This is a genomic window from Alkalihalobacillus sp. AL-G, assembly GCF_030643805.1.
Classification (GTDB): domain Bacteria; phylum Bacillota; class Bacilli; order Bacillales; family Fictibacillaceae; genus Pseudalkalibacillus.
On the sequence record NZ_CP094656.1, the window covers coordinates 3777694 to 3796941 of the forward strand.

General features: G+C 38.6%; 16 protein-coding genes. 1 reads left to right on the forward strand and 15 read right to left on the reverse strand.

Annotated elements, in window-relative coordinates; translation table 11 throughout:
• Positions 1–73: 73 nt before the first annotated feature.
• The 12 genes from MOJ78_RS19160 to MOJ78_RS19215 form a co-directional block, all read right to left on the reverse strand.
• Positions 74–1057 carry an enoyl-CoA hydratase/isomerase family protein gene (locus tag MOJ78_RS19160; RefSeq protein ID WP_304978918.1) on the reverse strand — a complete coding sequence of 328 codons (984 nt, stop codon included), beginning with the start codon at positions 1055–1057 and terminating at the stop codon, positions 74–76.
• A gap of 163 nt (positions 1058–1220) precedes the next feature.
• Complete coding sequence (locus MOJ78_RS19165; RefSeq protein ID WP_304978919.1) at positions 1221–3110, reverse strand: sigma 54-interacting transcriptional regulator; 1890 nt, start codon at positions 3108–3110, stop codon at positions 1221–1223.
• Positions 3111–3204: 94 nt separating this feature from the next.
• A complete protein-coding gene (locus MOJ78_RS19170; RefSeq protein ID WP_304978920.1) occupies positions 3205–4209 on the reverse strand; it encodes a PIN domain-containing protein in 1005 nt (334 codons plus the stop codon).
• 400 nt (positions 4210–4609) lie between these two features.
• Positions 4610–5695: a DUF2920 family protein gene (locus tag MOJ78_RS19175; RefSeq protein WP_304978921.1), complete on the reverse strand. Its 1086-nt coding sequence runs from the start codon at positions 5693–5695 to the stop codon at positions 4610–4612.
• A 253-nt stretch (positions 5696–5948) separates the two neighbouring features.
• A complete protein-coding gene (gene pseI / locus MOJ78_RS19180) occupies positions 5949–7001 on the reverse strand; it encodes a pseudaminic acid synthase (RefSeq protein WP_304978922.1) in 1053 nt (350 codons plus the stop codon).
• On the reverse strand, positions 6998–7555 hold the full coding sequence (pseH, locus tag MOJ78_RS19185; RefSeq protein ID WP_304978923.1) for a UDP-4-amino-4,6-dideoxy-N-acetyl-beta-L-altrosamine N-acetyltransferase: 558 nt from the start codon (positions 7553–7555) through the stop codon (positions 6998–7000). Before pseH ends, pseI begins: the two co-directional genes overlap by 4 nt.
• Entirely contained in the window at positions 7539–8636 is a 1098-nt protein-coding gene (gene pseG, locus MOJ78_RS19190) for a UDP-2,4-diacetamido-2,4,6-trideoxy-beta-L-altropyranose hydrolase (protein ID WP_304978924.1), read from the reverse strand. The genes pseH and pseG overlap by 17 nt, the downstream gene beginning before the upstream one ends.
• Positions 8637–8638: 2 nt before the next feature.
• Positions 8639–9376 (reverse strand): cytidylyltransferase domain-containing protein, encoded by a 738-nt coding sequence (locus tag MOJ78_RS19195; RefSeq protein WP_304978925.1) that lies wholly within the window; start codon positions 9374–9376, stop codon positions 8639–8641.
• A gap of 17 nt (positions 9377–9393) precedes the next feature.
• Entirely contained in the window at positions 9394–10587 is a 1194-nt protein-coding gene (gene pseC, locus MOJ78_RS19200) for a UDP-4-amino-4,6-dideoxy-N-acetyl-beta-L-altrosamine transaminase (protein WP_304978926.1), read from the reverse strand.
• Positions 10588–10620: 33 nt separating this feature from the next.
• Complete coding sequence (gene pseB, locus MOJ78_RS19205) at positions 10621–11607, reverse strand: UDP-N-acetylglucosamine 4,6-dehydratase (inverting) (protein ID WP_304978927.1); 987 nt, start codon at positions 11605–11607, stop codon at positions 10621–10623.
• Between the two features lie 918 nt (positions 11608–12525).
• Positions 12526–13275, reverse strand: coding sequence for an RDD family protein (locus MOJ78_RS19210; protein WP_304978928.1), 750 nt, complete (start codon positions 13273–13275; stop codon positions 12526–12528).
• Positions 13276–13570: 295 nt separating this feature from the next.
• The gene (locus MOJ78_RS19215; RefSeq protein WP_304978929.1) at positions 13571–13978 is read right to left on the reverse strand and encodes a YkvA family protein; all 408 of its coding nucleotides are present in this window, start codon (positions 13976–13978) and stop codon (positions 13571–13573) included.
• An 826-nt stretch (positions 13979–14804) separates the two neighbouring features.
• Here MOJ78_RS19215 and MOJ78_RS19220 point away from each other — a divergent pair.
• A complete protein-coding gene (locus MOJ78_RS19220) occupies positions 14805–15719 on the forward strand; it encodes a DMT family transporter (protein ID WP_304978930.1) in 915 nt (304 codons plus the stop codon).
• Positions 15720–15945: 226 nt separating this feature from the next.
• On the opposite strand, the gene MOJ78_RS19225 is transcribed toward MOJ78_RS19220, so the two are convergent.
• The 3 genes from MOJ78_RS19225 to MOJ78_RS19235 form a co-directional block, all read right to left on the reverse strand.
• Positions 15946–17142, reverse strand: a complete 1197-nt coding sequence (locus MOJ78_RS19225) for a quaternary amine ABC transporter ATP-binding protein (RefSeq protein WP_304981312.1) — start codon at positions 17140–17142, stop codon at positions 15946–15948.
• Positions 17142–17999: an ABC transporter permease gene (locus MOJ78_RS19230; RefSeq protein WP_304978931.1), complete on the reverse strand. Its 858-nt coding sequence runs from the start codon at positions 17997–17999 to the stop codon at positions 17142–17144. The genes MOJ78_RS19225 and MOJ78_RS19230 overlap by 1 nt, the downstream gene beginning before the upstream one ends.
• A 165-nt stretch (positions 18000–18164) precedes the next feature.
• Positions 18165–19169: an ABC transporter substrate-binding protein gene (locus MOJ78_RS19235; RefSeq protein ID WP_304978932.1), complete on the reverse strand. Its 1005-nt coding sequence runs from the start codon at positions 19167–19169 to the stop codon at positions 18165–18167.
• Positions 19170–19248 lie beyond the last annotated feature (79 nt).

The following is a 19248-nucleotide window of genomic DNA, read 5'->3' on the forward strand; positions in this document are numbered from 1 at the left end:
GGGACTCAAAAGACAGGGATTAATCAGACTATTTATTACCCAAGTCTTTTTGAGTCACCCTTGTCAAAATAATTTACTTATTTATTGGTGCACCGCACACTCCACAGTGATTAAAGTACTCTGGGATATCCTTTGTCCCACATTGATCACACTCAAGCATTGGCGCTCCCCATAAATGTTCCGAAGATCCTCCTGATGCTGCGCGAGCTCGGATCTTTTCGTAATCCGGTTTTCTCTTTTCGCTGAAGGCTCTCATTGATTCGTAGGTCTCGTACGACCCGGTATGCACTGAAAGCCAATCACGTGCATGTTGGACAGTCATGTTGAAAGACAGGTTTCTCCAGAAGTTTGTCTGCTCTTTCGTGTACCTTACACATTCTGGTAGCTTGTTAAGCAACTTTTTTGCTAACCTATCAACTGCGTCATCAAGCTCATGGGCTGGAACAACCTCATTGACAAGCCCCCATTCCAACGCTTTATCCGGGGTGATTTCTTCATTTAACCAAAGAATTTCTCTTGCTCTACGGTCGCCGACAATCAATGGCAACCATTGAGTTGCACCGCCAGCCGCCACGCTTCCATGGGAATTTCCAACTTGTTTAATATAACCATGGTCCGCCATGACTGCGAGGTCACAGTTTATATTGAATTCATTGCCCCCACCTACAGTAATTCCATTTAGTCTAGCAATTGTCGGCTTCCCGATGTTCTTTAACTTTTCATGTGCTTCAATAAAAGCCCCCATCCATTTCCAATAGTTCCGTGGACGATCGAGAATTTCATTGTTTTGCTCCTTCATATCTGCACCCGTACAAAACGCCTTGTCCCCTGCACCGGTTAGAACAACTACCCCAATTTCATCATCCCAAGAAGCCAATTCAAATGCTCTTGTCATTTCTCTCAAGGTTTGAAAGTTGAGGCAATTGTAAACCTCTGGCCTATTAATTGTTACAGTAGCGACTCCATCCTTTTTCTCATAGATTACCTTTTCAAAGTCCGCATCCTCCGGTTGTGTTGGGCTTAGAAAGTGGTCATTTGTTGTGTAAACACTTGTCATAAATATAGAACCTCCTGATTTTTTATAGTCACTTTTATTTAATGCAAGTATCATGCCAATTTTATAAAAACCGCTAAATTAGTATTTTTTGATTATTTGGAATTATCCGTTTAATCGAAGTGTTCAATAAATAAAAAGAACTGTTCAAAAAGTGAACAGTTCCTTAAGCCATAAGGTCTTTTTCAAGTTCCTTTATCTTTTTCCATACTGTTGTTCGACTTACCCCCAAAAGCTGGGCTACTTCCTGTTTGTTTCCATCATATTTTTGATATAGATTTCTAATGATTTCCCCTTCCATATCTTTCATTGATCCGATACTGATTTCGATTTTGGAGGAAGTAGAAGGTCTTCTATAATAATGTTGATCATCAAACACGACATCCCGAATGTCATCTGGTATGAGAGGCTTCATGACAATTACTCTTTCCAATACATTTTCCAGTTCGCGAATGTTTCCGGGCCAATTATAGGTCATCATTTCAAATAATAAATGACTGTCTAGTGATTCAAATGGAATGTTGTTTTTTCCGAGGATATGCTTGATTAGCAGGAATAAATCTTCTTTTCTTTCCCTAAGGGGTGGTAGCTTAATTTGTAAAATGTTTAAACGATAGTACAAGTCTTCACGGAATTCGTTTTCTGCAACTAGATGTTTAAGCCGTTTGTTTGAAGCAGAGATGATTCTGACATTAACCGGGATAATCTTCTCCCCACCGATCCGCATTACTTCTTTCTCTTGAAGTACTCGAAGCAGTCTAGATTGCAAATCGAGGGATAACTCCCCGATTTCATCAAGAAAGAGTGTACCTTGGTGAGCCATTTCAAATAATCCAGGCTTTCCTCCTTTTTTCGCACCTGTAAAAGCGCCTTCCTCATACCCAAACAATTCACTTTCCAATAAATCTCTCGGTAGTGCTGCACAATTTACTGCAACGAAAGGTCCCTCTTTTCGTAAGCTTTCATTATGTATACTCTGGGCAAACAATTCCTTTCCAGTGCCGCTCTCTCCGTTAATGAAAATGCTGCTGCCTGAACGGCTGAACTGTTTGGCAATTGTAATCGTCTTCTGCATGACAGCGCTTTCATGAATGATATCATTGAAGGTATGTTTCGCGAAAAAACGTTTATTGTGCAACTTCCGTCGCAATTGTCCATCTAGCTGTACTAATTTATTCACCTCTTGAAAAGTAATTACAAAGCTTTCTTCACTTTCTGCAAGTTTAATTCGGTTGACAACTAACCTCTGGCTGCCTAAGGAAACAATCTTCTTTTCTACTGTTTCTCCATCGCCATACAATTTTTGAAGAAATGGATGGTGGATTTTTTCAAGTTTCCTCCCGATAACCTCACTTGCTTTCAGACCGATCAGTTTTTCAGCGATTTCATTGTATACAAATACTCTTCCTTCGAACCCAGTTGCAATCACACCGTCAAAAGCATAGGAAATAATTGCTTCAAGATGTGTTTGCCGTAATTTTTCTTTTTCATATAGGTAGTACGTCTCTACTGCCTGATTTAATGCGTCTAAAATCGATTCACGGGCGGAATCCACAATATAGGATTTGATCCCTTTTTTAAGTGCGGTATTTGCAAGGCACTCTGCAGTCCCGACGATTACGTTTGCAATTTTACTCTCAGCAACGTCCTTAATGTGATTGGTTATATCTTTTTCATCTTGATACTGACGAAGGATGATCTGAATCGAAAACAATTCCTCTAGCAATTTCAGGTCATAATTTTGGTGGTTTTCCTTAGAGTCTATAAAAACAATCTTGTTTCCTAGTTGTTGCGCCTGCTTAAATGTTTTCAATAGATCAAAGCCATTCACTTTTATTTTGACGACAGGAATGGATAGCTTTTCATCCAAAAAAGTGGCTGTGGCCCCACGAGCAACAATTACAGATACTCCATGTTTCTCTATTAGATTTTTCGCCTGGGCAAGACCTCTTTTCAAAGCACCTTGTCTAATAAATACAGGTATATTGGTCTGTTTAGAAACTTCTTCAGCAATTCTAGTAAACTCTATGGAAGGTGAGATAATTCCAATCTTCAACTTGAAATCCCCCTATTTATTATAATCAGCTGTATTACCGAACACTTCAAAAAATCTGGTGCCAGATCAAAAAATGGGAGTAACATTGAGGGTCTTATATGGATTGAATAGTGCCTATCTGTAGACTTTCAGCTTCGAGTTCTTTAGAAAATGAAACAATCACCTCCATAAGTAAAAACATCTCTTCAGAATATAAATTTTGATCAACTGTTTGACCATCAGGAACAACTCTATTACGGGAAGCTTCAGGAACCGAATTCATTATCTTCAACTTTAAATATCCGGACACCATAACAGTATCCAGATAAACGTTCACCTCCATGTCATTCGCCCCAACTCCAGCTATATGGCAATCATTGCTGGATTGAAATTTTACATTTTGCTCTATTAAATATTTTTGGCATTTTTTAATGATCACGTCATCAAAATTCATCCGAATCAGATTGGTCAAATATTGATTCTTCTCTCCTATTGTTGGAAATTCCAACTCTTCATACGATTCTTTATGAAAATGCATTTCTTCACACTGTTTAAAAAGTTGTTTAATAGAGGGGTAAAAGGAAGGTCTATATCGATCATTTAATGTTTGAAAAATAACTTCATAGACTTTTTCGTTTGGTGTTATCACAATTGAGGATTCAAAATGATGTTCTTTTATGAATTGGGCATAAGAAGATAGGATTATGGATTTCTTATATTCACTTCTGTTTCTAGTGCTGACAGTTGCATCCTTAGCTAAATTTTGGACTAATTCAGGTGTGATGTTGCTGTAGTAGGGGACGATGTTAAGTATTTTGCTGTCCACTAGATGGTTGAAATACCCATTTAACTGAACGCAATAAGAATCTGCTTCTGCTAATAATAATAAATCATTAACATCCTGCTGAATGAATGGTTGTAGAGACTCCTTCTTTTCATTTAGAGTCTTAAGAATGCCATCTAACTGATTTTTATATTTTGCACTTATTTCAGATAAGGCCATTTCTGATACGTATAGTTTAAGTTTGTCTTTTTTGGCCAATTCAAGCAAAGTCTTATGATACACATTCTTGAAATAAGGATCTTCAATGATAATTTCAGCGTCTAAGAAAATATTCAACCATAACACCTCAACTTGTTCATTAATTTCAATTAAAATCTGATTATTCTGAAATTTAAAGACAGAATAGCTCATCTAATTGCTTAATTCGATGATTTCCATGATAATCCTCTAAATTCTTTTAGAACTTAGGCGTTTGATTATATATCAGGCTAAAAGTAAAGATGTGAAAGGATAGTAGTTTTTGGAGGCCGATTAAAAAACAGCATGGAGCGATTCTCTCACTCAAGCCCCATGTTAATCGGTTATTTTTTTCAAATTAAGGAAATGACAATGTTATTTCAATGCCTCAATATTCCTCAGGAAATAGCAAGTTTCGATGGATGATAGCAGGGTTATACCCTATATATACGACATTCTTCGAGCGGATGAAGACTATAGTCCGCTTTCTGGCTTTCTCTCACTTAAATGAAAAGCTAAATACCGGCAATCCATATGTATAATCAACATCGATACGTACACCTTTAAAATCTATGACATATTTCAAATCAGTTTCAGCAACTTTCTTTTCAGGCGATTGAAATTCTAATGCGTATGAAAACAATTCCAAGAAGTCTGCATCTAAGCCATGGGTATTTGATTTATATTTCTTATTATCGACATCAGCTTCCGTCACAAGAATGAATTTAGAGTTAGGGATTGTTTCTATCATGCATTTCTTTTCTGTATGATCTACTAAAACATCATCATTGCCTTGAAAGGATAAAATTTGAGTAGTTCCAGAAAAATTTTCATACAATGTATTCAGATTCAAATCTTGTTTGTTTTTGGTTATGTTTTTTGCTAGATAATCAAATTCGATCGCAAGAGTTGAATTTCCTAGTTGTCGATAAAGAAATCTATTCTTTGATAAATAGACTGGCTCCAACCAAGCTGAATTGTCTACGATATATGAATACAGACTAGGTGCTAATATATTACTTAAGTGAAGCAGATACGCACCATGGGAATGTCCATAGCCTATTATTCTATTCGAGTCAAACGTCAAATTATTTTCATTCAATGTAATTTTTACAGCCTCGATTGCCGATATGATATCTATTGCCTGCATATAACTCATATCATTATACTCTTCTAAACTCTCATTAAGTTTAGCTTGCAAAGGAAGTACTGTATTTTTTTCACTTAATAAATTGAACAGCACCGAAGAATCTTGATTGATTTTTTCTAGTTCTTCTATGGTAAAAATAGATTGCAGAACTTGTTTATCTGGAAAGGTAAAATTCTCAGCCTCCTGCATATATGAACTCCCAAAATAATCAGACTGGATCGTCACCATGTTGTACTTGTCGGCAAATAGTTCCCTCATTTTTTTATAGATTTTCGAATCAATATTCCCACCAAATCCAGGAACCAAAATCAACAGCCCAGTATGTGCGTTCACTCCATTCTGTGGCGTAGAAAAATCAATTCTCAACTCTCTATCACTATTGCCTACATATATGGTAGGATGCGCTGGAATTTTAATACTGTATTGTTCAGACATTATTTTTTTGTCCCCTCTAACTAAAATCATATTTGCATGAGGTACGGTTCTCCGTACGATGGTTCGTTCTCATCAGCATTAATTCGACCTTAACGCTACCTTGATAGTTAAAGGGGCTTCTTCCGGTCATACCATAGAGATACATACGATTCATAATTTGCATGGGGGGGTTAACTCCATCATCATCCTGTCCACCCATGCTATCGACTTCATTTCTGGTCCATACGTTTTGATTTTTTCTGCTGTCTATATGCTATATCATTGAATCCAAGGTTAAAGGTGTGCCTTTTTTTATATCTCTTTTTGCTGTTATTTGAAGTACCTTTTCATAATATTTTGGCTTTAATCCATAACCTGGCCGGATTATTTTGACATTGTCTTTCGTAAACGGCTCGCCAGCTTTAATATCCTTTGACACATAAATCGATCTTCTGAATTTTAGTGAAGCCTGTTCCTTTTTAGTTGGTCCGTATGAGACTTTTCCAAATGCTTCCCATGCCCGTTTCGTCTCAACGACGAGTGAATTCATTTCGGCAGGTTCTAGTGAAAAAGTTGAGTCCACTCCACCATCTTCTCTTGAAAGGGTGAAATGTTTTTCGATGACTGTAGCTCCTAACGCTACGCTCGCAACGGCTACACCGGTTCCCATTGTATGATCCGATAGCCCTACCTGACAATTGAACAATTGCTTCATGTGTGGGATGGTTGAAATATTCGTATTTTCCGGACTAGCCGGATAGGTACTCGTACATTTTAATAGCACCAGGTTTTCACAACCAGCTTCACGGGCGGAACGAACAGTTTCATCTAACTCAGCGATACTCGCCATTCCAGTCGAGATGATCATCGGTTTACCAGTGGAGGCAACTTTTTTTATTAAAGGGAGATCGGTATTCTCGAATGACGCAATTTTATAGAAAGGAACATTTAATTCCTCTAAAAAATCTACGGATGTTTCGTCAAACGGTGTACTAAAAGGAATCATCCCCAATTCTCGAGTACGTTTAAAAATGGGCTCATGCCATTCCCATGGGGTATACGCTTGTTGGTAAAGTTGATGAAGGGATTTACCTTTCCATAGGCTGTTTTCGTCTTCAATATAAAAGTCACCCTCAGTAATATCAAGGGTCATCGTATCTGCCGTGTACGTTTGTAATTTCAATGCATGCGCACCAGCATTCGCCGCTGCTTCTACAATTTCTAGTGCTCTCTCCAGGGATTGATTATGATTTCCTGACATCTCCGCAATAATAAATGGCGGTTGATTCGGTCCAATTTTTCTTTCTCCTATTTGAAATTCATTCATGATATCATTCCTTCAATCCGTTTATGTATACCGACTTTTTGCCTACTCCACTCACTGTCAAAGAGTGCCATCAGCACGATATCAGTTAAGCTATCATCTTTGTATATATGATCTTTAAGGGTCCCTTCCGTTACAAAGCCTAGCTTGGTATGATAATGGACACTTTGTTCATTAATGCCGATGATTTCAGCGGACAATTTTCGAATCTTCAACTCTTCAAAGATAAAATTCAATGCTAGATAGCCCATGATCGTGCCAGCGCCTTTTGGAGCCTTTGGATTACCTATATAAAATCCCCATTCACATTTGCTATTTTCATGATCAATCTTAGTAAAATTGACCACTCCCATTGGAACGCCATCCATATAAAAGACTTTCACGATACAGCTCTTATCGTTGTGAATCTTCTGGAACCAATTTTTATGATGTTCCATTGAAATGACATGTTCCGAATACATGACTGATCGGATATGTTTTTGATTTCTCCAAGCTAAAACCAAATCTAGATGTGAGGCATCCATGTCCACAAGCTTTATCCTATCTGAAAAGGTCATCACACGCCTCCAATATCGCTTTTGCTACTGGGTAAGTTTTAACGTATTCACGGTCTATAAGTTTTAACGAGTTTTCAGAGAGCTTATTGACCCGTTCAGGGGAATGCAACAAATAATCCACTTCGTTATAAATAAAATCACTTGAAACATTTCCGCTCGTGCCAAGATTCACGATTGCTCCAATCCCACTGACTGCTCGAGTCGTTTCCGATTGATTTTCTGCAACGATAATGGAAACAGTAGGTAAACCTAAACAGCATCTTTCCCAGGTCGTCGTTCCCCCTGCACCTATCGCCAAGTCAGCCTCATTTATTCGTTCAGCCATATTTGGAACTTGGCAGGAGTAAGTAAAGTTCGTATATTTTTCACAAAACTTTTTTATGTGCAACTTGTTCTTGTTTGATGCCCCCACTACTACATCTACTAGGAGATTACTAAACCGAACGAGTGCTTTTAAGGTTTTCAATGTTTCATTCGTAGGATCTGACCCACCAAAGAAAACTAGAATCTTCTTTATACTTCCTGTTCTTTTCTTGATTTTTATTGAGTCGCTTAAAAATTCTTCCCTTAGCAAAACATTCTTTGGGCCTAATAAAAGTTTACAATGATTGGGTACTAGGTTATCATACCGATTTGTATAATTTTTATAGAAATTTTGATCGAGTAAAAGATCGCAATTATGATTTCTATCTGCTAAATCATCGATAGCCATAATGCTATTGAAACACGTTCTCAGGCTTGTTTCCCATCGATAATCTAATCCGTAGTGATCGACTATTAATAAATCAGCTTTTAGAGAATTCTTCTTTATGATTGATACCGTTTCTTCCTTATCTTTCATCCAGTTTTGCTCATACCAATCTATGATTCCTCGACTAAAAGGTATATTGGGCTTCGGTAATAAATAAACGTCAAAACCGTTCCTATGGATGAAATCGGATAATTCACCCTCTAAATCCCTGCACAAGAATGTGACTTCAACTCCATGTTCAACTAATTGTTTAGCAAGCGTTAAACATCTCATGACATGTCCAGTTCCAATTTCAACTGAAGCATCCGTACGGATTAATACTTCCATCATTTCTAGACCTTCTTTTGCTCGATATGACGATTTATTTCCAACCATTCAGAATTCTTTTCCAAAATATCTAAAATCGTTCGTAAGTCTACATAAGCGCCGGAAAAATGCTGAGATGAGTATTCGATGATCTTTTCAACTAGTTCAAAGTCTTCTGGTGTATCCACTGTTAGTCTAACGTTACTATAATCAGAGGATAGCTTGACATTTCCTAACTTAAAAAGATCAGGGTTTTCATATATGTATGGAGTCACATGCTCCCTATGAGCGTCCTTTCCGGTATGATCATGCGTATATTCCAAACAGAACATGGATAGTGCTTCTACGTCCATACCTCTAGGGAATGTTCTTGTGAGTGTATTCGATACATAATCATAGCCGTTACTCTCATTCAAGAATTCCTCGATCACTTGGTCGACCACTTTTGGATCCAATAAAGGACAATCCGATGTAAGACGGACAACAACATCTGCTGAGGCTTCTTTTGCTGCCTGATAGTACCGTGCCAACACATCATGTTCTGACCCTCTGTAAAAAGGAAGGGATAGACGGTTACACAAATCGATGATCGGCTGCTCATGAGCATTCGTTGTTGTTGCAATCATTATTTCATCAATGTACTCCGATAATCTTATTCTCTCGATTTGATATTCGAGCAGGGATTTCCCTAAAACTTCTTTCAAAATCTTGCCTGGTAACCGTGTCGATCCCATTCTTGCTTGTATAATTGCAACGACTTTCATACTGTCCTGTCCTCCCATCAGTTTTTAGAGAAGTGATCCACTACTTTCTTGACTGCATTAATTACATCTTCTACATCATTATCAGTCATTGCCGGAAACAGAGGTAATGTGATTATTTCTTCGTACAATTGTTCGGACTTAGGACAAATTCCTTTTTCATACCCTAACCCTTGATAAAAAGGGTGTAGATGAACTGGAATGTAATGGACGTTTACTCCGATATTTTCTTTATGCAATGCTTCAAATATTTGTTTTCTAGTACCGCTTAACTGATTGAGGTCAAGGTGAAGTATGTATAAGTGCCAGCTCGAATGACCTTCTGGGTTTTGTTTAGGTACGTTAACTTCAGAAATCTTAGTAAACGCTTCATTATATCTCGATACAAATTTTCTTCTTATATTTATAAAATAATCGAGTTGATCCAGTTGGCTTATTCCGAGTACGGCTTGAATATCCGTTAGCCGATAATTAAATCCGAGAGATTGCATTTCATAATACCACGGTCCATGATTTTCTATTAACTCAGCATTGTTTCTCGTGATTCCATGGGAACGAAAAGAGATTAACTTTTGAAAATAAGATTTGTTATTTGTAGTTATAATGCCGCCCTCACCTGTCGTTACATGTTTTACAGGATGAAAGCTGAACATGGTCATATCACTGATTGAACCGATTTTTTCACCGTTGTATTCTGCACCGATCGCATGGGCTGCATCCTCAATGACGATCAAGTTGTGTTTTTCAGCAATGCTAAGAATCGCTTCCAAGTCAGCGGGTTGGCCGGTGAAATCTACTGGGATGATCGCTTTTGTGTTTGGTGTAATCAGTTCTTCGATTTTTTCGGGATCAATGTTATATGTATTCTCATCAATATCTGCAAATATTGGTTTACCACCTTGGTAGAGGACACAGTTCGCGCTTGCTGCAAACGTCATCGGGGTAGTGATGACCTCATCGCCAGTTGTAATCCCAGCAGCAAAACAAGCTCCATGTAAAGCAGCTGTCCCATTCGAAAAGCTGACAGCATATTCAGCACCTACGTATTCAGCGACCTTTTCCTCAAAAGCTTTTACTGCTGGTCCAGTCGTTAAAAAATCCCCTTTTAAGACTTTGACAACTGCTTCAATATCCTCTTCTGATATCCATTGACGTCCATAGGGTAAGTAAGTATCTCTAACAGGCTTCGAGGACTTATATTCTTCGGTTTGCACAATCTATCATCCTTTTATTATAGTGAGACTTACTTAGCTTGTCGTTACTAACTCTTTTTGTTGGATCAGGTTTCTTAAATCTTCTACAGATAGCCATTCTGTATTGGTTTCACTTGAATATCTGAAATCATCAGAAAGGGGTGTGCCGCCATTAGAAAATTCTTTTTTCCACCACGGAAACTCAGGTTGGATGACATAATAGCTGTCATATTCTAATGTTCGTCTAGCATCATCTTCTGTAATCATTGCTTCGTGCAGCTTTTCGCCTGGTCGAATCCCTACTACTTCAATATCACACTCTGGTGCAATTGCCTCAGCAAGGTCGAGTACGTTCATGCTCGGGATCTTCGGGACGAATATTTCGCCACCTTTCATCCGTTGTAAATTATCAACAACGAACTGAACACCTTGGTCAAGGGTGATCCAAAATCTCGTCATTCTTGTATCTGTAACTGGAAGAGTTCCGGTATGTTTGATATTTTGAAAGAAAGGAACGACACTTCCACGGCTTCCAACGACATTTCCGTACCGGACCACTGCAAAACGTGTGTCTTTATCTCCAGCATAAGAATTTGCTGCTACAAATAGTTTATCTGATGCAAGCTTCGTCGCGCCATATAAATTGATCGGACTACATGCTTTATCGGTGCTCAAAGCGATAACACGCCGCACCCCTCTATCAATTGCAGCTTCTATAATATTTTGAGCACCATTTATATTCGTTTTAACAGCTTCAAAAGGGTTGTATTCACAAGCTCCCACATGCTTCAAAGCAGCAGCATGAATAACAATATCTACCCCATCAAATGCTCTGTACAAGCGATCTTTATCTCTGACGTCTCCAATAAAAAAGCGCATTCGAGAGTCGGTGAATTCTTTTGCCATCTCATATTGCTTCAATTCATCTCTACTGAAGACGATGACTTTTTTTACATCTTCTTGTAGAACCTTTTTAATGAATTGTTTTCCAAACGAACCGGTTCCACCTGTAACTAAAATCGTTTTTTGTGATAAATTCATAGAATGTTTCCCTCTCTTAGAATAATTTTGATATAAAAGAATGAACGTCTTCACCCTTCTTATCGACTACTTTTTCTCAACTATTAAACTTTTAAAATAATATTTTACTAAGAAATAGAGGAATATATGGCAGTCGGTGATTTAAACGTATGTAGGAGTCTTTTTTACTTCGTAATGCTACCAGTTTTTCGATGAGGATAAAGTGTAAAAGAAGAGTGAAGAGGATTTTGTTTAGAAATTAATGTTTGCTGATGAAGCAGATGTGCCATTTATTCCAAGAGGGAGACATAACCTGAGTAGCCTAACTCCCGGATAGAAAGGGAATGCTACAACTTTAACTGTAAGGAAGTTTAATGGTCACTGTTTTTTATTTTTCAATAGGCCGTATTAAAATAGGTTCGTTCCAACTTGATATAACAGTATATAAAATATAAGCACCGTATATAAATGAAGCTGAATGGAGTAGAAGTAGCACAATCCAATACCTTTTCTTATAAAGGAACCATTTATAAGTTAAGATCGCAAGGACGATACTAACAAGTACAACACTGTAGAAAATTACTGTATTTATTGTTTGTACGGTTTCTTCATCAACGTTCGTTGGATCTGGTTGAATTATGAATAAAAGCATCCTAACTGTAATAAAGTGAAGAACCATAGTATTAATCGGTACCATGACTATGTTTAAGATTATTAGACCAAACTTTTTCACCGGTGCCTGTCACTCCTCTAATTTTGTCGAAGTTTTTACATCAAAATGATTGGAAAATAGTGCGCGCCCAAGCTGTACAAATCACTGCCCAGCCTAGTGCATACAACTTTGTATATAGTCGGATTGAAGGAACATAAAAACTCAGAATAAAAAGAAGGATTGCCCCTATTCCTAATAAAAACTGCCCCTTCTGCCCTTCCCTCATTTTAAAGAAATCTTATGTAAAGGATTAACAGCAGCAGGATCATCGCAATCACTCCACGCACAACACCGATTTTATCATGTAAAACGACTAGATCATTGTTGGAATCCCACGGTGTCGTACGGGTGGACGTTAGATTGGTGTAAGAAATAATCTGAGTGAAAAAAGATATAACGACGATACCGAGTCCAAATCCACGAATCCATATAGAAAGACTTCTTTTATAAGCGATCGGTAGTGTCAGCTTATTTCCTTCGTTATCTAGTACATATGTCTTAAGCAGCCATCTGCCTGGTGTTGTCCCCCATGTCGACAAGAATATCGTATCAATGACTAATGTTAAAAAAATAGTGATGAAAGCTAATAGAAATGTTGAAGCTGATTCTAGGAATGCAGGTGTAAATATACCGAGAAATAAACCGACTATAAATACACAAATACTCATGTCGAACGTTTTGGCAAGATAACGCACCCATGGTCTCCCATACGGATATGCAACTTTGTTTTGTTTGATGTTTTCTTCGATTGGTGCGTCCTTTCGAAAAGCATAATCCGGGTCAATAACGAGTTGAGCCAGCTCTTCAATTCGATTGGCAGGCACCCATCTTGCTCTCTTATCCGATCGCAATAAAGTTCGCCTTTGTAACACACCATTTTTAAACTTTTCCTCTAATTGGTCTATGCTGATTGGACCTTGAGCATAGCCGTCCTTTTCATAGTACCATAGCTTTTCTTGCTGTACGCTGTTTTCCATAATAGCTTTCCCCCTAAAACTTTACCATTTTAACTTATATCGTATAAGGAGTTTATATTGTTTATACGGTTATCGTTTCAAACATTAAAATAGTCCGTCATAAATGGGCGAACATTTCCTGTGGTTTATTGTTGAATTAGCGTTGTTCGAGTTTGTGAATTCTCCTAAATTCAATAACGTTTTCTGAATTGTTTCAGGATCTTACAACATCAATAAGACACAAGTCGGGTGGCTGCAGACTATTGTCCGCTTACAATATTCGCAATACAACCTCTTTTATTATGTAAACAATCACTTAATTAAACGTTTTATAGAGATAGTAAGCGAGACCACTAATAACCAACAGCCAGATCACCAATACGATTAAACCAGCGATCCAGTTCCTGGGTTTCTCCTTGCCCTCTTTCTCGTTTACCTTTACTTGATATTCTTGAAAAACATGATCTGGAATTAGTTTGATAGCGAGTGCAATTCCAAGCGGCAGTAGGATGATATCATCTAGATAACCTAGGATCGGAATGAAGTCCGGGATTAAATCGATTGGACTGAACGCATACCCGACAACTAGAATTGCGATCAGCTTTGCATTCCACGGAACCCGTTTGTCTTTATACGAATAGTAGAGCACCAACAATTCGGACTTTAATTTTCGTGCCCACTTTTTCACGGTTTTCAGTACCGCCTGAATTTGGTTGAACGACATATTTTGTCACCTCAGAAGAATTAACTTGTACCTATTAACATACTACCTTTTAATTATTCCCGATACCATATGAAAAGTGCCTTATTCAACTGATACATCGAATAAGGCACTTATCTCAATTAATCCCTGCCGCCGCTAAGGATTCCTGCTACATAGTTATCAGTGTCTGGATGTTTTCTCATAGCTGAGTGATCGCCGTAGGTAGGGTCCAACAGATAGAACCGGTTATTGATGATCAATATTGGAAGTGTCCCATCATAATCAGGATCCTGGTCTGATATTCACTGCACCATCCTCTATATCGGCATAGCTCCACCAGGACAGCGATTGTCCATATGCTGCGAATATCCATCTACTCGAGCTGTTCATATTACGGATAAAGAGAAAGTTGAATTCAAAAAAACAGTTTCATTTGAACATTTGATGGGAACGGAATGTCAAAATAGTTGGAAAACATGATAATCTAGTTATGACTGCATCAACTCTTGTACTGGATTATCGAGGAAATATCGATAAATGAGTATACGAAATCCGTTAATTCATGTACTCATTTTCCTAATCGGCAAGGTCATACATTAATGGACCCTTTAGCATCTCATATTTCGACTGTTATTTTATAATGAATCTACTCTCCTCGAATAGATAAAGTCCACCATTTTTGTCTGTTTACACATTACACACAAATGGATGAATTCCTAATCGATGTACGCCTTTTCTGGGAATCAACTAAGTTTCTCTTATTTTCACTCGCATATTTCGATGACCCTTGAAATGTATATGGATTACAATGATATCAAAGATACGATAAACGATTAGGAGAGATAGTATGAACAGATATGTGTATGGATTGTTGGTTATATTAACAACCGCTTTAATGGGCTCTTCTTTCGCAGTAGGCAAAATGGGGTTAGCATATGCTTCTCCGCTTCTATTAGCAGCAGTGCGCTTTATTTCAGCCGGTTTGATAATGGCACTTATCGTTAGAATCCTGAAAAGGACGATTCCTCGAACAAGAGGGGTTTGGTTTAAGATAATGATGATCGGCTTTTTCCAAACAGCCGGTGTCATGGGATGTATCTTCTTAAGTTTAAGAACCATTACAGCTGGTGAATCTTCCATCCTCACTTTTATCAATCCATTGTTAGTGGTAGTGTTTGGAACAATTTTTATAAGAATAAAATACAATCTATATCAATGGACAGGTGTTTTTTTAGGTTTCATTGGTGTTTTTATAACGATGGGGGGGCAACTGGGTTTTAAAATCGGCACCCTGTTAGGATTTCTTTCCGCTGTTTCTTTTGCGATTTCCACATTATTAGTAAAATCATGGGGACGAATGGTTGATACATGGGTGCTTTCAGCTTATCAAATGCTGTTCGGGGGGCTTTTCCTACTGATATCCAGCTTCTTACTTGAAAAACCGTTTTTCATTGTATCCTCGGATTCTTTAGTTATTTTATCATGGCTAAGCATCATGTCATCTATTGTCCAATTCGCTGTATGGTACTACCTATTACAAAAAGGCGACCCTGGGAAAACAAGCTCATTTTTATTTTTGGCGCCGTTTTTTGGTGTCTTATCAGGCTGGTTATTACTTGAAGAACAGTTGAAGACATATATCATAATAGGCGGGCTTTTTATTTTAATAGGCATATTCTTAGTTAATGGAACTACACAATATAACCGTTTTAAAAGGAAACGCGGAAAAAATACAGTGGTACAACAGTACACCAGGCTATAAATTCACAGATGAGACTCTGTGTTTCAATATCCCTCTTCAGGCATTTTCAATTAATATAGTGGAGTTAGGACATAATTGTTTTACATATATACGACTTTGATCGGGTGCATGCAGACTATTGTCCGCTTAATCCATCAAATTTTTCAACGTAGAAAAACTACCACAGCCATCTTGCACTGTGGCAGATCGATTTATTAAGTTTTAGAGCGTTCCTTTGAGATTGTTCCTATTCAGCCGTTTCGATGTCTTCTGCCACTAACCCTGAAAGGACATGGACGCGTAGAATGAATCCTTCAACTTTATTCGTGTCATCAACGACTGCAAGAGGGAAATTTGATTCTAATGCTTTTGGAATAAGGTTGTTGACGTATTCATCACGTTTAACAACGGTAACATCCGTTCTTAACGTTTCTTCTAATGATTTCTTCCCTTTGATTCCTGTAATTGCATCATCAATGGTTACAATCCCTTTCAGGTGTCTTCCGCGGTCAACGACGAAAACACTTGATATCCCGTTATCCTTCATTTCTTTGACCGCTACATTCAAGCCATCCTTCATTGATACTAAGGCATTTGGCTTGATCATTACATGTTCGGCTTGAAGAACTTTTGACCGATCGATATCCTTGATGAAGTCAGAGATATAATCGTTTGCTGGCTGTTCGATGATTTCTTCAGGAGTACCGATCTGTACAACCCTTCCATCTTTCATGACTGCCACACGATCTCCGATTTTGAACGCCTCATTGACATCATGTGTTATAAATACTATCGTTTTCTTCAGCCTTTCTTGAATATCTAACAGTTCGAGCTGCATTTCGCGACGAATCAATGGATCAAGCGCACTGAAAGGTTCATCCATCAATAAAATGTCAGGATCATTGGCAAGCGCCCGCGCCAAACCGACTCGTTGCTGCATCCCACCTGATAGCTCATCAGGATACTTATCTTCATATCCTTTCAAACCGACGATTTCTAAGTTGTTTTGTGCTTTGTCTCGACGTTCCTTCTTAGAGATTCCTCGAATTTCAAGGCCATATTCAATATTCCCTAAAACGGTTCTATGGCTGAACAAACCAAAATGCTGAAATACCATCGCTATTTTATCCTGTCTGAATTTTTTCAGTTTCGAGGAGTTGTATTTTACAATATTTTCACCATCGACATGAATGGCACCATCTGTCGGTTTATTCAAAAGGTTCAAGCAGCGGATCAAGGTGGATTTTCCACTTCCGGATAGTCCCATGATCACAAAGATTTCGCCCTCGTCAATGTTCATCGTCGCATCGTATACGCCGACTGTATGGCCGGTTTCTGCTAAAATATCCTCTTTCGACTTCCCCTTTTTAACTAGGGGCATGATGGATTTAGGTTTTGAACCGAATATTTTAGATACATGCTCTATTTTGATTTTTTCTGTCATCATTCAGTCCCCCTATGCTTTTGGAAACGTTCAGCGACTCCACCCGAAACCCGGTCGATGATGATCGCTAAGAAGACAATACTGATCCCTGCTTCAAAACCGAGTGAGATATCAATCCGGTTGATAGCAATGAGCACTTGCTCACCTAGTCCCTGTGCTCCGACCATCGAAGCAATGACAACCATCGCTAGAGCCATCATCGTCGTTTGGTTTACTCCGGCCATAATCGTCGGCAGTGCCTGAGGAAGTTGGACCTTCGTTAGCATTTGCCACCTTGATGAACCGAAGGACTCTGCTGATTCAATCACCTCTGAATCCACATTACGAAGTGCCAGTTCCGTCAATCGGATGACCGGAGGAAGTGCATAAATCAATGTTGCGAAGATACCTGGAACATTCCCTAAGCCAAAAAAGAAAATCGCCGGAATGAGATAGACGAAGCTTGGCATCGTCTGCATCGCATCCAATACAGGCCGTGTCATGGCTGAAAACCATTTACTGAACGCCATCAATACACCGAGAGGGATTCCGATGATCAAGGAGATAATGACGGCAGTCAATACGATTGCGATCGTGATCATCATTTCCTCCCACATACCGAACGTACCGACCAGGAACATCAAAGCAGCAAATAAGATACCTGCTGGTAAGGACTTAAACCGCCAACCAAGGAGAAATATAACAATTATAAATGCCCACCATGGAAACCAAATTAAAAAATCTTGCATGTTGATCAAAATCATCGAAAAAAAGTCTCTGATCGCATCGAAGACAACACTGAAATTATCGACAAGATACTTTACAAAGGCTTCGACATAATCCCCGACGTTGAGTTTTATATCTGGAAATGTATTCATAGGCTGGTCACTACTTACAGTAACCTGTCACCTCTCTTATTAATATTTTTATCGATGGCAGCTGTCAAGATTAAGGGATTCCTACCCCGCCTAATGCTAATCAAGCACTTGTGATGTACACAAGCGCTTGATCTCTGTAATGATGACAGCCTGGTTATCTGGCTTTTATAGTGCATCCTTCACTTTTTGGGCAACATCGTCCGGAACCCATTTTGTCCATATATCTTCATGTTTTTTCATCCACCATTTCGCAGCTTCATCAGCTTTTACATCATTTTTCTTCATATAATTCAATGCTTCCTCTGTCAATTTACTGCTTGTTTCATAATTCTTGAGGAAGTCGACCACCTCAGGTGCCTGTTCAGGCATATCTTTATGCACAGCAACCACTACCTTATTCGGCGGGAATTCTGTTCCTTTATTTTTTTCCCATGTTTCCTCATTGTATTCTGGCTCCTTTAATAAAGTCAGGTCATACAGTCCAGTAACCCATGTCGGAGACCAATAATAGCCGACCCAAGGCTCTCCGCTTTCATACGCGGCCGCAAGAGATGAGACGATCGCTGCATCCGAGCCGGGTCCGAAATAATTGAACGTCTCCTTTAAACCATACGTTTCCATTTTCGTATTCAACTGCTTACTTACAGCCCAGCCGGATGGTGCCCCGACGATTCTTCCTTTACCTGGATCATCCGGATCTTCAAAAACTTCTGGATATTTCTTTAAATCCTCAACCGTTTTCAAGTCTGGAGCTACTGGCTCAATACCACGTTCAGGATCACCTTCAATAACATAGGTAGGTACCCAAAGCCCTTGAACATTATCGTCGAAGTTTACAGATGTTTTTACTATATCTCCAGCATCGATGGCTTCGTTGTATACTTTTTTGATATTATCTGTCCATAATTCCATATAGACGTTAATATCTCCTTGTCTCAACCCTTGTACCGTTGCAGCTGTGGATCCACTCGTCACTTCAGTATCATAGCCATAACCATTTTCAATGATTGTTTGGGCGATACTGTTATGGAATCGAATACTATCCCAGCCTGCATCAGCAAAAATGATTTTCTCGATCGACTTCTCACCGTTTTCTGCATCATCGTTACCACCGCAAGCTGTTAAGAAGCTTAGCAAGCAGATTGAAAGTATCATCATCAACTTTTTCATTCCATACTTCCCCCTTCAAAATTTAGTTAATAGTATTCCAAAAATGGAAGAAACTTATCAATTCGCACCCGACATCGAA

Excerpts from the sequence above, each read along its gene's own strand:
- MOJ78_RS19175 (WP_304978921.1), bottom strand. The coding sequence starts at position 5,695 with ATGTCTGAACAATACAGTATTAAAATTCCAGCGCATCCTACCATATAT.
- pseG (WP_304978924.1), bottom strand. The coding sequence starts at position 8,636 with ATGATGGAAGTATTAATCCGTACGGATGCTTCAGTTGAAATTGGAACT.
- MOJ78_RS19220 (WP_304978930.1), top strand. The coding sequence starts at position 14,805 with ATGAACAGATATGTGTATGGATTGTTGGTTATATTAACAACCGCTTTA.
- pseI (WP_304978922.1), bottom strand. The coding sequence starts at position 7,001 with ATGAATGAATTTCAAATAGGAGAAAGAAAAATTGGACCGAATCAACCG.
- MOJ78_RS19195 (WP_304978925.1), bottom strand. The coding sequence starts at position 9,376 with ATGAAAGTCGTTGCAATTATACAAGCAAGAATGGGATCGACACGGTTA.
- MOJ78_RS19210 (WP_304978928.1), bottom strand. The coding sequence starts at position 13,275 with ATGGAAAACAGCGTACAGCAAGAAAAGCTATGGTACTATGAAAAGGAC.
- MOJ78_RS19235 (WP_304978932.1), bottom strand. The coding sequence starts at position 19,169 with ATGAAAAAGTTGATGATGATACTTTCAATCTGCTTGCTAAGCTTCTTA.
- MOJ78_RS19215 (WP_304978929.1), bottom strand. The coding sequence starts at position 13,978 with ATGTCGTTCAACCAAATTCAGGCGGTACTGAAAACCGTGAAAAAGTGG.
- MOJ78_RS19230 (WP_304978931.1), bottom strand. The coding sequence starts at position 17,999 with ATGAATACATTTCCAGATATAAAACTCAACGTCGGGGATTATGTCGAA.
- pseB (WP_304978927.1), bottom strand. The coding sequence starts at position 11,607 with ATGAATTTATCACAAAAAACGATTTTAGTTACAGGTGGAACCGGTTCG.
- MOJ78_RS19225 (WP_304981312.1), bottom strand. The coding sequence starts at position 17,142 with ATGACAGAAAAAATCAAAATAGAGCATGTATCTAAAATATTCGGTTCA.
- MOJ78_RS19160 (WP_304978918.1), bottom strand. The coding sequence starts at position 1,057 with ATGACAAGTGTTTACACAACAAATGACCACTTTCTAAGCCCAACACAA.
- pseH (WP_304978923.1), bottom strand. The coding sequence starts at position 7,555 with ATGACCTTTTCAGATAGGATAAAGCTTGTGGACATGGATGCCTCACAT.